The sequence below is a fragment of the Streptomyces sp. NPDC091377 genome (genome assembly GCF_044757045.1).
Classification (GTDB): domain Bacteria; phylum Actinomycetota; class Actinomycetes; order Streptomycetales; family Streptomycetaceae; genus Streptomyces.
The window spans coordinates 511038-523881 of record NZ_JBIVUE010000001.1 but is presented as its reverse complement, the minus strand read 5'-3'; the positions used below and the strand labels follow the sequence as shown (position 1 = coordinate 523881).

11 protein-coding genes are annotated in these 12844 nt (G+C 70.5%); 3 read left to right on the top strand and 8 right to left on the bottom strand.

What is annotated here, in order from left to right; all coding sequences use genetic code 11:
• The first annotated feature begins 35 nt into the window (after positions 1-35).
• Together ACIQNG_RS02395 and ACIQNG_RS02390 are read left to right on the top strand one after the other, a co-directional pair.
• On the top strand, positions 36-1373 hold the full coding sequence (locus ACIQNG_RS02395; protein WP_401482302.1) for an MFS transporter: 1338 nt from the start codon (positions 36-38) through the stop codon (positions 1371-1373).
• 190 nt (positions 1374-1563) lie between these two features.
• The gene (locus ACIQNG_RS02390; RefSeq protein WP_401437335.1) at positions 1564-2580 is read left to right on the top strand and encodes a sigma-70 family RNA polymerase sigma factor; all 1017 of its coding nucleotides are present in this window, start codon (positions 1564-1566) and stop codon (positions 2578-2580) included.
• Here the strand turns inward: ACIQNG_RS02390 and ACIQNG_RS02385 are convergent.
• A complete protein-coding gene (locus ACIQNG_RS02385) occupies positions 2464-2850 on the bottom strand; it encodes an STAS domain-containing protein (RefSeq protein ID WP_401482301.1) in 387 nt (128 codons plus the stop codon). The genes ACIQNG_RS02390 and ACIQNG_RS02385 overlap by 117 nt on opposite strands.
• A 189-nt stretch (positions 2851-3039) precedes the next feature.
• Here ACIQNG_RS02385 and ACIQNG_RS02380 point away from each other — a divergent pair, with 189 nt between their 5' ends.
• Positions 3040-3963: an AEC family transporter gene (locus ACIQNG_RS02380; protein ID WP_401437340.1), complete on the top strand. Its 924-nt coding sequence runs from the start codon at positions 3040-3042 to the stop codon at positions 3961-3963.
• A gap of 92 nt (positions 3964-4055) precedes the next feature.
• On the opposite strand, the gene ACIQNG_RS02375 is transcribed toward ACIQNG_RS02380, so the two are convergent.
• The 7 genes from ACIQNG_RS02375 to ACIQNG_RS02345 all read right to left on the bottom strand — a co-directional run bounded on the left by ACIQNG_RS02375 (position 4056) and on the right by ACIQNG_RS02345 (position 12694).
• Entirely contained in the window at positions 4056-5333 is a 1278-nt protein-coding gene (locus tag ACIQNG_RS02375) for a thymidine phosphorylase (RefSeq protein WP_401482514.1), read from the bottom strand.
• Between the two features lie 113 nt (positions 5334-5446).
• A complete protein-coding gene (locus tag ACIQNG_RS02370; protein ID WP_401437345.1) occupies positions 5447-5866 on the bottom strand; it encodes a cytidine deaminase in 420 nt (139 codons plus the stop codon).
• Positions 5863-7128, bottom strand: a complete 1266-nt coding sequence (locus ACIQNG_RS02365; protein ID WP_401437348.1) for an ABC transporter permease — start codon at positions 7126-7128, stop codon at positions 5863-5865. Before ACIQNG_RS02365 ends, ACIQNG_RS02370 begins: the two co-directional genes overlap by 4 nt.
• Positions 7125-8255 carry an ABC transporter permease gene (locus tag ACIQNG_RS02360; RefSeq protein WP_401437350.1) on the bottom strand — a complete coding sequence of 377 codons (1131 nt, stop codon included), beginning with the start codon at positions 8253-8255 and terminating at the stop codon, positions 7125-7127. Before ACIQNG_RS02360 ends, ACIQNG_RS02365 begins: the two co-directional genes overlap by 4 nt.
• Positions 8255-10030, bottom strand: coding sequence for an ABC transporter ATP-binding protein (locus tag ACIQNG_RS02355; protein WP_401482300.1), 1776 nt, complete (start codon positions 10028-10030; stop codon positions 8255-8257). Before ACIQNG_RS02355 ends, ACIQNG_RS02360 begins: the two co-directional genes overlap by 1 nt.
• Positions 10031-10209: 179 nt before the next feature.
• Positions 10210-11262: a BMP family protein gene (locus ACIQNG_RS02350; protein ID WP_401482299.1), complete on the bottom strand. Its 1053-nt coding sequence runs from the start codon at positions 11260-11262 to the stop codon at positions 10210-10212.
• 376 nt (positions 11263-11638) lie between these two features.
• Complete coding sequence (locus ACIQNG_RS02345; RefSeq protein WP_401482298.1) at positions 11639-12694, bottom strand: BMP family protein; 1056 nt, start codon at positions 12692-12694, stop codon at positions 11639-11641.
• Between the last annotated feature and the right edge of the window lie 150 nt (positions 12695-12844).

Genomic DNA, 12844 nt, shown 5'->3' with positions numbered 1-12844 from the left:
TGGACGGATGAGCGACGGCGTAGGAGTCTTCAGGCATGACTCCCGCCAGTACCGGGGCGTCCAGCACTCTGGGCGCCGCCTCCTCCGTCCCCGCCTCCCCCTCCGACTCCCGTATGACCCCCGGCGGGCCCGGTTACGGCCGGATGAGCCTCGCTCTCTTCCTGGCCGGAGTCGCCACCTTCGCCCTGCTCTACTCCACCCAGGCCCTGCTGCCGCTGATCTCCGGGGACTTCGGGGTGAGCGCGAGCGAGGCCAGTTGGACGGTGGCCGCCGCGACCGGCGGTCTGGCGCTGTTCGTGATCCCGATGAGCGCCCTGTCGGAACGTTTCGGCAGGCGTACGGTCATGACCGCGTCGCTGGCGGTGGCGGTGGCCGTCGCCGTACTGATCCCCTTCGCGCCCTCGCTGACCGCGCTGGTCGCGCTGCGGGCGGTGCAGGGGGCCGCGCTGGCCGGGGTGCCGGCGGCGGCGACGGCGTATCTCGCGGAGGAGGTCCGGCCCAAGGCACTGATCACGGCGATCGGACTGTTCGTCGCGGGCAACAGCGTCGGCGGGATGAGCGGCCGGGTGCTGACCGGCTGGATCGCCCAGGAGTGGGGCTGGCGGGTGGCGCTCGGCGCGCTCGGACTGGTCGCGGTGGCCGCGGCCGTCGTGTTCCGGCTGCTGCTGCCCGCGCCGCGCCACTTCACCTCCGGCTCGCTGCGCCCGAAGGTGCTGGCGGCGACCGTGCGCGGTCATCTGTCCGACCCTCTGCTGCGGCGGCTGTACGCGATCGGCGCGCTGTTCATGACGGTCTTCGGCGGGGTGTACACGGTGATCGGCTACCGGCTGACCGAGGCCCCGTTCTCGCTGCCGCAGGGCGTCGTCGGCTCGATCTTCCTGGTCTATCTCGTCGGTACGGTGGCCGCGTCCACGGCCGGCCGCCTCGTGGGGCGCCTCGGGCGCCGGGGCGCGCTGTACCTGGCCGGTGGCACGACCGCCTCCGGTCTGCTGCTGTCCCTCGCCGACCGCCTCCCGCTGGTCCTGCTCGGCCTGGTGCTCATCACGGCGGGCTTCTTCGCGGGACACGCGGTGGCGTCCTCGGCGGTGAGCAAGACGGCCACGACGGGACGGGCACAGGCGTCCGCGCTCTACCAGTCCGCCTACTACGTGGGCTCCAGCGCGGGCAGCACGGTCGGCGCGATGGCGTTCCACGCCGGAGGGTGGGGCGGAACCGTGGGGGTCGGACTGCTCGCGGTCCTCGGGGTCGTCGGCATCACGGTGGCGGGAACCCGGGCGGCGGCCCGCACCGCAGCAGCCCACACCGCGGACCGGACCGCAGCCCGCACCGCGGACCGGACCGCGTCCCGGGGGGCCGCGGCTAAGGCCGCGTAGGCCGTGGGCGCACGCCCGGCTCCCGTGCCGGGATCAAGTGGAGCCCCCTCGGGTCCCCCTGCCCTCGCACCCCTCTGACCTGGCCCTTTGCTGACTCCGGGGGCCATTGTCAGTGGGCTGCGGTAGCTTCCGAAGTGCTGGACGCACTGAGGCGTACCGGTATCGGAACGGCCACAGGGGTGGGTGGACGATGACCAACGGCACGGCGACGACGACGGAGCTGGACGCGACCCTGGAGAAACACCGGGTGGAGCTGACCGGGTACTGCTACCGGATGCTCGGCTCCTCCTTCGAGGCCGAGGACGCGGTGCAGGACACCCTGGTCCGCGCCTGGCGCAGTTACGACAAGTTCGAGGGGCGCTCCAGCGTCCGCTCATGGCTCTACCGCATCGCGACCAACGTCTGTCTGGACATGTTGAACGCCGGGAACAAGCGAGCCAGGCCCATGGATCTCTCCGAGGCGACCCCGCTGGCGCAGGCGGCCCTGTCCCCGCGCCCGGACCACACCTGGCTGGAGCCGATGCCGGACTCCCGGGTGCTGCCCTCCACCGCCGACCCGGCGGAGGCGGCGGTCGCCAAGGAGTCCGTGCGGCTGGCCTTCATGGCGGCGCTCCAGCAACTGCCGCCCAAGCAGCGGGCGGTGCTGATCCTGCGCGAGGTGCTGGCCTGGAAGGCGAGCGAGGTCGCCGAACTGCTCGGCACCTCGGTGGCATCGGTCAACAGCGCGCTCCAGCGGGCCCGCGCGACCCTCGCCGAGCGGGACGAGAAGGCCGCCGACGCGGCCGTGTCGGACCCGCTGGACGAGGAGCAGCAGAAGCTGCTGGAGCGCTATGTCGCGGCCTTCGAGGGCTATGACATGACGGCGCTGACGGCGCTGCTCCACGAGGACGCGATCATGACGATGCCGCCGTTCGACCTGTGGCTGACCGGCCCGTCGGACATCACCGGCTTCATGACGACGCTCGGTGCGGCGTGCGCGGGCTCGCGGCTGCTGCCGGTGCAGGTCAACGGTCTGCCGGGGTTCGCGCAGTACAAGCCGGACCCGGAGCGGGGCGGCTTCAGTCCGTGGGCGGTGCAGGTGCTGGAGATCTCAGACGGGCGGATCACCGGTTTCCACTGCTTCCTCGACACAGCGCGCTGGTTCCCGCTGTTCGGGCTGCCCCTCCATCTCGAAACGGAGGCCGACGAGGTCGAGCAGAGCGGGTAGGGCGGGGTCGGGATCGCGCAGGCGTATCCGTCCGCCGGCCCGGCGGGCGGTCAGCTCCAGGCGGGCCAGCAGGTCGACGGCCGTGAGGCCCGGTGGTCCCAGCGCCGCGACATCGCAGATGACGACCTTCGCTCCCGTGCGCTTCAGAAGCGCACGGACATCGGAGCAGAGCCCGCTCACCTCGTCCCGGGTGACGGGTCCGACGAGCACGATCTCGGCAGCAGGCATGTCGTCCACGTGCGGTAGACCGGCGCGAAGGGCGTAACTCATCGCGCGCGAGCGCGGACCGTGTGTCGGCCGAGCCCGGGGAGGGTGCCAGGGCCCGGTTCGTCATGCCGTGAGACCTTCTTGACCTGGGGGCATCCGGCCCCCGAGGGTTGGCTGTATGCCCCATGGATCATCACCGCCCCCGATACCCGTCGGCGGGCCCGCGGTCCGCCCGGTCGTCAGGGGGACCCCGTGCAGGGAGTGTTGAGCGGGTTCGCGGTGATCGCGGTGGTGATCGTCGTCGGATATCTGATCGACGTACGGGGGCATCTCGGGGAGCAGGGCCGGGAGGTGCTGACCAAGCTGGCCTTCCATGTGGCGTCCCCCGCGCTGCTGTTCACCACGCTCGCGGCGGCCGACCTCTCGGTGATCTTCTCCAGCCGGCTGCTGGTGACGGCGCTGAGCACGCTGGCGGTGGCGGGGGTGTTCGTGGCGGTGGCGGTCGTCCGCCGCTGGGGGGTGGGGCGGACGACGATCGGCGCGCTGTGCGCGAGTTATGTGAACGCCGGGAATCTGGGCATCCCGATCGCGGTGTATGTGCTGGGGGACGCGTCGCTGGTGGCGCCGGTGCTGCTCTTCCAGTTGGTCGGGGTCACACCGGTCGCGCTGACGATCCTGGACCTGACGAGCGCGGGCGGGACGAAACGGCCTTGGTGGCAGCTGATGCTCACCCCGCTGCGCAATCCGATAGCGGTCGGCTCGCTGGCCGGGGTGGCGGTGTCGGCGACGGGGGTGGAGGTGCCCGGCCCGGTCCTCGACCCGCTGGTCCTGATCGGGAACATGTCCGTCCCGGCGGTCCTGCTGGCCTTCGGCATCTCCCTGCGCGGCAGCACCCTCCCGCTGCGGAACACGGAGCGGACCCCGGTGCTGCTGGCCGTCGCCCTGAAGTCCTTCGTCCAGCCGGCCCTCGCCTGGGCCCTGGCCGCCGGTGTCTTCGGGCTGCGCGGCGCCTCCCTCCTGGACGTCGTCGTCACCTCGGCCCTGCCCGCCGCCCAGAACCTCTTCACCTACGCCGGCCGCTACCGCGTCGGGGAGACCCTGGCCCGCGAGTCGATCCTGCTGTCGACGGTGCTGTCGGTGCCGGTTCTGGTGGTGGTGGCCGCGTTGTTGGGGTGACGTCTGTTGGGGTGACGTCCCCTCACCTCTTCTGCCGGGCGGGGCCGGTGACGGTCCACCGGTCCCGCCCGGCGGGACGGGGGGAGTCCCGGTCAGGCGATACGTTCCAGCACCACCGGGGTCGCCTCGTACGGGGTTCCCGGGGCCTCGATGTCGTAGGCGCCCGCCAGGGACTGGAGGGCGTAGTCGAAGCGGTCGGGGGTGTCGGTGTGGAGGGTGAGCAGGGGCTGGCCCTCGGTCACCAGGTCGCCGGGGCGGGCGTGGAGTTCCACTCCGGCGCCCGCCTGGACCGGGTCCTCCTTGCGGGCGCGGCCCGCGCCGAGGCGCCAGGCGGCGACACCGACGCCGTACGCGTCCAGACGGGTCAGGACGCCCGTGGCGCCCGCCTTCACCACATGCTGCTCACGGGCCACCGGCAGTTCCGCGTCCGGGTCGCCGCCCTGCGCGGCGATCATGCGGCGCCAGACGTCCATGGCGGAGCCGTCGGCCAGGGCCTTCGCCGGGTCGGCGTCCGGCAGTCCGGCGGCGTCGAGCATCTCGCGGGCCAGGGCCAGGGTCAGCTCGACCACGTCCGCGGGACCGCCGCCCGCCAGGACCTCCACGGACTCGCGGACTTCCAGGGCGTTGCCGGCGGTCAGCCCGAGGGGGGTGGCCATGTCGGTGAGGAGGGCGACCGTGCGGACGCCGTGGTCCAGGCCCAGGCCCACCATCGTGGAGGCCAGTTCGCGGGCGTCCTCGACGGTCTTCATGAAGGCGCCCGAGCCGACCTTGACGTCCAGGACGAGGGAGCCCGTACCCTCCGCGATCTTCTTGGACATGATGGAGGAGGCGATCAGCGGGATGGCCTCGACCGTGCCGGTCACATCGCGCAGGGCGTAGAGCTTCTTGTCGGCGGGGGCCAGTCCGTCGCCCGCCGCGCAGATCACCGCGCCGGTGCCGTCCAGGACCGACAGCATCTCCTCGTTGGACAGCAGCGCGCGCCAGCCGGGGATCGACTCCAGCTTGTCCAGGGTGCCGCCGGTGTGGCCGAGGCCCCGGCCGGAGAGCTGGGGGACGGCCGCGCCGCAGGCCGCGACCAGGGGGGCCAGCGGCAGGGTGATCTTGTCGCCGACACCGCCCGTGGAGTGCTTGTCGGCGGTCGGGCGGGACAGCGACGAGAAGTCCATCCGCTCGCCGGAGGCGATCATCGCGGCGGTCCAGCGGGCGATCTCCCGCCGGTTCATGCCGTTGATCAGGATGGCCATCGCGAGCGCGGACATCTGCTCGTCGGCGACCTCGCCGCGGGTGTACGCGTCGATGACCCAGTCGATCTGCTCGTCGCCGAGTTCACCTCGGTCCCGCTTGGTGCGGATGACGGAGATGGCGTCCATGGCCATACGGGGTTCCTTCCAGGAAAAGACAGGCGGGGTGCGGGGGTGCGGGGTGCGGGGGTGCGCAAAGGGTGCGGCCCCTCCGAGGGGTGTCCGGAGGGGCCGCGGGCGGGTCACTTGGCGAGGTGCGCCGGGCCGAACGCCTGCGGGAGCATCTCCGAGAGCGGCCGGACGCCCTCGGGGGTCTCGATCAGCAGGGCGGGGCCGCCGAACTCGTAGAGCAGCTGACGGCAGCGTCCGCACGGGACGAGGATGTCGCCGTTGCCGTCGACGCAGGTGAAGTGGGTCAGCCGGCCGCCGCCGGTGCGCTGCAGCTCGGAGACCAGCCCGCACTCGGCGCACAGGCTGAGCCCGTAGCTGGCGTTCTCCACATTGCAGCCGGAGACCGTGCGGCCGTCGTCCACCAGCGCGGCGACCCCGACCGGGAAGCCCGAGTAGGGGGCGTAGGCGCGGGTCATGGCCTCGCGGGCCAGGCCGCGCAGGGCGTCCCAGTCGGCCGCCCGTTCGGCGGTCCGTCCGGCGGCCGGGGTCACTTGCCCTGTCCCTTGCGGTACGGCATGCCGTCCGCCTTCGGCATCCGCAGCCGTTGCGCGGAGAGCGCGAGCACGACCAGCGTGATGACGTAGGGGGTGGCGGAGACGACCTGGTTGGGCACCTCGTTGGTACCGGCGTACCAGGCGAAGACCAGGGCGCCGATGACCAGCGTGATGCCGGCCTTGACGAATTTCCTGCGTACGGCCATCCAGATCGCGCCGATGATCAGCAGCAGGGCGGTGAGCAGCAGCAGGGCGTGGACGTTCTCGGAGCCGCCGCGCAGATTGAGGCTGTCGGTGTAGCCGAACAGGCCCGCGCCGATGGCGAGTCCGCCCGGCATCCAGTTGCCGAAGATCATCGCGGCGAGGCCGATGTAGCCGCGCCCGCTGACCTGGCCCTCCAGATAGAAGGGGTTGGCGACGATGGAGAGGAAGACCCCGCCGAGGCCCGCGAGGCCGCCGGAGATGATGACGGCCAGGTACTTGTACTTGTAGACGTTGACGCCGAGGGACTCGGCGGCGACCGGGTTCTCGCCGCAGGAGCGCAGCCGCAGGCCGAACGCGGTGCGCCACAGGATCCACCAGGTGGCGGGGATCAGGGCGACGGCGACCAGGGTCAGCCAGGAGACGTTGGTGACCAGTCCGCCGAGGAGTCCGGCGAGATCGGAGATCAGGAACCAGCCCTTCTCGTTGAGGTCCCTGAGCGCGTCGGACAACCCTGGCACGGTGAAGTGGCCGAGGGAGTCGACGGCCGGGGACTGCTTGGCGGAGCCGCCCTGATGGCCCTCGAAGGCGAGCGGGGCGAGGTAGCGGGTGGCGCCGAGGGCCAGGATGTTGATGGCCACACCGGAGACGATGTGGTTGACGTTGAAGGTGACGGTGACGATGGCGTGCAGCAGACCGCCGAGGCAGCCGCCGATGATGCCGACGAGGACACCGGTCCAGGGGCCCCACTGGAAGCCGGCCCAGGCGCCGAACCAGGTGCCGAGGATCAGCATGCCTTCGAGGCCGATGTTGACGACGCCGGCGCGCTCGGCCCACAGTCCGCCGAGACCGGCGAGGCCGATGGGGACAGCGAGCTGGAGGGCGGTGGACATCTGGCTGACGTTGGTGATGCCGTCGGCGCCGGTGATGATGCGGACCAGCGAGGTCAGCGCCAGTACCCCGGCGATGACCAGCATCAGCACGGGCAGTGACAGGCGGCGGCCGGTCGGCGCCGCGGGCTGCAGCGTGGGCTGGTTGAGGTCGGTCACGGTGGTCATCGGCCAGCCACCTCCTTCGTGGTGTTGTCGGTGCCGGTGGCGCCGAGGACGTGCCCGGCGGCGAGTTCGGCGCCGACCCGGCGCTGCTGGCGGCGCAGGCCCCATTCGCGGACGGCCTCGTACGAGACGACGACCGAGAGGACGATCAGGCCCTGCATGATGACCGCGATCTCCTTGTCGTAGCCATGGAAGTCCAGCTCGGGCGACGCCTTGTCGAGCCAGGCCCACAGCAGGGCGGCGAACGCGATGCCGACCGGGTTGTTGCGGCCGAGCAGGGCGATGCCGATCCCGAGGAAACCGATGCCGGTGGGGAAGTTGAGGCTGTAGGTGTGGGTGTCGCCGAGCAGGATCGGCAGCCCCGCGAGTCCGGCGATGCCGCCGGAGATCAGCATGGCGGTCAGGACCATCCGCTTGGGGTCGACGCCGCTGGCCGCGGCGGCGGTCTGCGAGGCGCCGGAGGCCCGCAGGTCGAAGCCGAAGCGGGTGCGGTTGAGGGCGATCCAGTAGCCGATGCCGAGGAGTACGGCGAGGACGACCAGTCCGTAGATCTCGCCGGCGTCTCCCATGTCGATGCCCGGCACCCAGCCGGACTCGTGCATCTCGCCGGTGGTGTTGTTGTTGCCGATCTTCACGCCGAAGACGTCGGGCAGCCACATGTAGGCGATGACGGCGGTGGCGATGGCGTTCAGCATGATCGTGGCGACCACTTCGCTGACCCCGCGGGTGACCTTGAGGACACCGGCGATACCGGACCAGAAGGCGCCGGTGAGGACGGCGGTGAGCAGCAGCAGCGGGATCTGGACGGCGGCCGGCAGGTCCAGATGGGCGCCGACGACGGCGGCCGTCATGGCGGCGAGCTGGTACTGGCCGTCGACACCGATGTTGAACAGGTTCATCCGGAAGCCGATGGCCACCGCGAGGGCGGCGATGTAGTACATCGACGCCTGGTTGATGATCAGCACCTGGATGTCGGAGAAGCCGGCCTGCTCGAACATCAGGGTGAACGGCTCGACCGGGTTCTTGCCCGACGCGATCAGCACGATCGCGCTGAGCACGAAGGCCACGGCGAGCGCGATGACCGGGCCGGCCACCGCGAGGAGCACCCGCTCCTTGTCGAACTTCTTCATCAGCGGGCCTCGTCTTCCGGAGACTCGGGGGACGGCGACGGCGACTGTGACTGCGACGGCGACTGTGACGGCGACTGCGACTGCGCCGGTGCGGTTGTCGGTCCGGTCGTCGGTGCGGTCGTCGGTGCGGTCTGTCCGGTCGTGCCGGTCGTGCCGGTCTCGGGGGTGTCTGCCAGGGTCTCGGGGGTCCCCAGGGTCTCGGGGCTGTCCTCGTCCAGGTGGCCGGTGGAGGCACCGGTCATGGCCGAGCCGAGCTGCTCGGGGGTGATGGTGGCGGGGTCGGCGTCGGCGACCAGACGGCCGTTGTAGATCACCCGGAGGGTGTCGGAGAGGCCGATCAGCTCGTCCAGGTCGGCGGAGATCAGCAGCACCGCCAGGCCCTCGCGGCGGGCCTCGCGGATATGGTCCCAGATCGCCGCCTGGGCGCCGACGTCCACACCGCGGGTGGGGTGCGCGGCGATCAGGAAGCGCGGCGTGTGGCTCATCTCGCGGCCGACGATCAGCTTCTGCTGGTTGCCGCCGGACAGCGAGGCGGCGGTGACGTCGATGCCGGGGGTGCGGACGTCGTACTCCTCGACGATCCGGCGGGTGTCGGCCTGCGCGGCCTTGGGGTCGAGCCAGATGCCCTTGGCGTTGGGGCGTTCGGTGACATGGCCGAGGATGCGGTTCTCCCAGAGCGGGGCTTCGAGGAGCAGACCGTGCCGGTGGCGGTCCTCGGGGATGTACCCGATGCCCTGCTCGCGGCGCTTGCGGGTGGCCCAGCCGGTGATCTCGTCCTCGACGAGGGTGATGGTGCCGGAGTCGGCGGACTTGAGGCCGATGAGCGCGTCCACCAGCTCGGTCTGGCCGTTACCCTCGACGCCGGCGATGCCGAGGACCTCGCCCGCGTGGATGGTGAAGGTGATGTCGTCCAGCAGGGCCTTGCCGCCGGGGGCTTCGAGGCGCAGCCGGTCGACGGTGATGACCGGCCGGTCGGTGACGGTGGACTCGGCGGTCTCGGGGGTGGGCAGCTCGCTGCCGACCATCATCTCGGCGAGCTGGCGCGGGGTGGTCTCGGCGGGTACGGCGGTGCCGACCGTCGTACCGCGTCGTATGACGGTGATCTCGTCGGCGACGGAGAGCACCTCGCCCAGCTTGTGGGAGATGAAGATGACGGAGAGGCCCTCGGACTTCAGCTCGCGCAGATTGTCGAAGAGGGCGTCGACCTCCTGGGGCACGAGCACGGCGGTCGGCTCGTCCAGGATCAGGGTGGTGGCGCCGCGGTAGAGGACCTTGAGGATCTCCACGCGCTGGCGGGCGGCGACGCCCAGTTCCTCGACCAGCAGGTCGGGCCGGACGTCGAGGCCGTAGCGCTCGGACAGTTCCTTGATCCGGCGGCGGGCGCGGGCGCCGATGCCGTGCAGCTTCTCGCTGCCGAGGACCACGTTCTCCAGCACGGTGAGGTTGTCGGCCAGCATGAAGTGCTGGTGGACCATGCCGATGCCGCGGGCGATGGCGTCGGCGGGCGAGGAGAAGGTGACCTTCTCGCCGTCGACCGCGATGACACCCTCGTCCGGCTTCTGCATGCCGTAGAGGATCTTCATCAGCGTCGATTTACCGGCGCCGTTCTCCCCGACGAGGGCGTGGACGGTGCCCTTGCGGACGGTGAGGTGGATGTCGTGGTTGGCCACGACGCCGGGGAAGCGCTTGGTGATCCCGGCGAGTTCGACGGCGGTCGCCTGACCGCCCGCCGCCGCCTGGGCCGGAGGGCTGCTGGACGCGTTGATGACGCACACTCCCTGTGGACGGGGGTCGGGGTCGAGGGTCGTCTACACGCGTAGCGCCCCTACGGCACACGAAGGTAAAGAAGGTACGGAGGGATGACGTACCGAGCAACGGGGTACAGGGAGAACTTTCCCCGTACCCCGTCGAGCGCTCGCTGCTGCTGTCGGCTGCTTCTGGCTACCGCCCCTCGTCAGCTGCTCTTGACCTGGATCTCGCCGTTGATGATCTGCTCCTTGGCGGCCTCGATGGCCTCCTGGAGTTCGGCGTCGTCCGCGTACTTCGGGTTGGAGTCCGAGAGTCCGACCTCACCGGTCTTCAGATCGCCCCTGACGATACCGGTCTGCGGCGTGCCGTCCTCGACGGACTTCGCGAGGTTGAAGACGGCCTTCGCGACGTCCTTCATGGCCGAGGTCAGGATGGCGTCCTTGTACGGGGCGAGCGCCTCCTGCTGGTACTGGTCGGAGTCGACGCCGATCGCCCACACCTTGTTGGCGGAGGCGGCCTCGATGACACCCTGACCGGAGAGACCGGCGGCGGCGTAGACGACGTCGGCCTTCTTCTCGATCTGGCCCTCGGCGGCGGTCTTGCCCTTGTCCGGGCTGGAGAAGCCGCCTTCCTCGGCGGTCTGCGTCAGATACTGGGTGAGGACCTTGACCTTCGGGTCGGTCGCCTTGACGCCCTGCTCGAAGCCGGCCTGGAACTTGTGGATCAGCGGGATGTCCACGCCGCCGACGAAGCCGACGGTGCCGGTCTTGGTGCTCTTGGCGGCGGCGACGCCGGCCAGGTAGGACGCCTGCTCCTCGGAGAAGACCAGGTCGGCCACGTTCTTCGCCTCGACGGTGGAGTCGTCGACGATGCCGAAGGTGGTGTCCGGGAACTTCTCGGCGGCGCCCTTGATGGCCGCCGCGTAGGCGTAGCCGACGCCGACGACCGGGTTGTAGCCCTGCTTGGCGAGCGACTCCAGGCGCTGCTGCTTGTCCGCGTCGGTCTCGCCCTCGGTGGGCTCGACGTCCTCGGTCTTGTAGCCGAACTCCTTCTGCGCCCGCTCCAGACCGGCGTACGCGGCGTCGTTGAAGGACTGGTCGCCCTTGCCGCCGACGTCGTAGGCGATGGCGAGACCCTTGTCGCCCTTCGACTCCGAGGAGGAGCTGGAGGAGGTCGAGGTACCGCCGCAGGCGGCGAGGGCGAGGGCCAGCGAGGCGGTCGCCGCGCCTGCGACCGTGATCCGGGAAATCCGGCGCATGAGTGGTGCTCCTGTCGTACAAGCGCCGGACAGTTCAGCCAGGATCAGCTTCGGCGCTGGTTTCGCCGCAGATTAACGCGCGTAGACCAGCCTGAAAACCCCTTCTGTCCACCTTGTTATGCGCCCGTGCCCCAAGGCGCCGTGACGGCACCGGCGGGGGTTGCCGGTCGCAAAGGGGCGGGGTGGACGGTGGGAGGCCCCGGGGACCTGCGGCGGAACCGGCGAAGCGGACGGACACAAGTGGCGTCCGCCCGCTTCGTACGGGACCTACTACCCTGGCTAGTTTTTACCCAACTGAGGAGATATTCGCCCACTTGGGCGCGGTGTGCGCACGCTTTCGCAGAGCGCTGCCCCTCCTCGGGTCGGGGGTTCTCCCCTACTCGGTGCGGACCGTGATCGTGCCGGCGATGATGTCTTCCTGCGCCTTGGTGACGGCGTCGGTCAGGCCCTCGATCTCGGCGAGCTTCGGGTTGCTCTCGGCGAGGCCGACGCCCTCCACCTTGAGGTCGAAGGTCTGGGTGCCGGTCAGCGGCTTCTTGTCCTCCACAGACTTGGCCAGCGCGTATACGGCGCCGCCGACGTCCTTGAGCGCGGAGGTCAGGATGTAGTCCTTGTACGCCGCCAGCGCCTCCTGCTTGTACTGGTCGGAGTCGACCCCGATCGCCCAGACCTTGGCCTTGGCGGCGGCCTCGATCACACCCTGGCCGGAGAGACCGGCGGCCTGGTAGACGACGTCGGCCTTCTTCTCGATCTGGCCCTCGGCGGCGGCCTTGCCCTTGTCCGGGCTGGAGAAGCCGCCTTCCTCGGCGGTCTGCGTCAGATACTGCGAGACGACCTTGACCTTGCCGCCGCTGGTCTCCTCGACGCCCTGCTTGTAGCCGGCCTCGAACTTCTGGATCAGCGGGATGTCCACGCCGCCGACGAAGCCGACGGTGTTGGTCTTGGTGGCCTTGGCGGCGGCGACCCCGGCGAGGTACGACGCCTGCTCCTCGGCGAAGACCAGCGAGGCGACGTTCGCGCCCTCGACCACGGAGTCCACGATGCCGAAGGTGGTGTCCGGGTAGTCCTTGGCCACGGCTTCCATGGCGGGGCCGTAGGCGAAGCCGACACCGATCACCGGGTTGTAGCCCTGCCGGGCGAGCGACGCGAGGCGCTGCTCCTTGTCGGCGTCGGTCTCGCCCTCGGTGGGCTCCACGTCGGCGGTCTTGTAGCCGAACTCCTTCTGGGCCTTGTCCAGACCGGCGTACGCGGCGTCGTTGAAGGACTGGTCGCCCTTGCCGCCGATGTCGTACGCGATCGCGAGACCGAGGTCCTCCTTGGCCGACTCGTCGTCCGAGCCGCCTTCGCTGCTGGTTCCTCCGCAGGCCGTGGCGGCCAGCGCGAGCGACGCGACCCCCACCGCGACGCGGGTCAGTCTGGATATCCGACGCATCCGAATTCCCCATTCATCAAAGCCCCGCCCTGGGTGCTGGGTTCGGCGCACATTAACGCGCGTAGACACTCCTGGGAACGGGGTACAGCCTGGCCGTTATCCATTCGTGCCGATGGCCGGTTACGTCCTTGTGAACCACCGGCTCGAAAG

Excerpts from the sequence above, each read along its gene's own strand:
- ACIQNG_RS02395 (WP_401482302.1), top strand. The coding sequence starts at position 36 with ATGACTCCCGCCAGTACCGGGGCGTCCAGCACTCTGGGCGCCGCCTCC.
- ACIQNG_RS02390 (WP_401437335.1), top strand. The coding sequence starts at position 1,564 with ATGACCAACGGCACGGCGACGACGACGGAGCTGGACGCGACCCTGGAG.
- ACIQNG_RS02385 (WP_401482301.1), bottom strand. The coding sequence starts at position 2,850 with ATGAGTTACGCCCTTCGCGCCGGTCTACCGCACGTGGACGACATGCCT.
- ACIQNG_RS02375 (WP_401482514.1), bottom strand. The coding sequence starts at position 5,333 with ATGGACGCCATCTCCGTCATCCGCACCAAGCGGGACCGAGGTGAACTC.
- ACIQNG_RS02365 (WP_401437348.1), bottom strand. The coding sequence starts at position 7,128 with ATGACCACCGTGACCGACCTCAACCAGCCCACGCTGCAGCCCGCGGCG.
- ACIQNG_RS02360 (WP_401437350.1), bottom strand. The coding sequence starts at position 8,255 with ATGAAGAAGTTCGACAAGGAGCGGGTGCTCCTCGCGGTGGCCGGCCCG.
- ACIQNG_RS02350 (WP_401482299.1), bottom strand. The coding sequence starts at position 11,262 with ATGCGCCGGATTTCCCGGATCACGGTCGCAGGCGCGGCGACCGCCTCG.
- ACIQNG_RS02345 (WP_401482298.1), bottom strand. The coding sequence starts at position 12,694 with ATGCGTCGGATATCCAGACTGACCCGCGTCGCGGTGGGGGTCGCGTCG.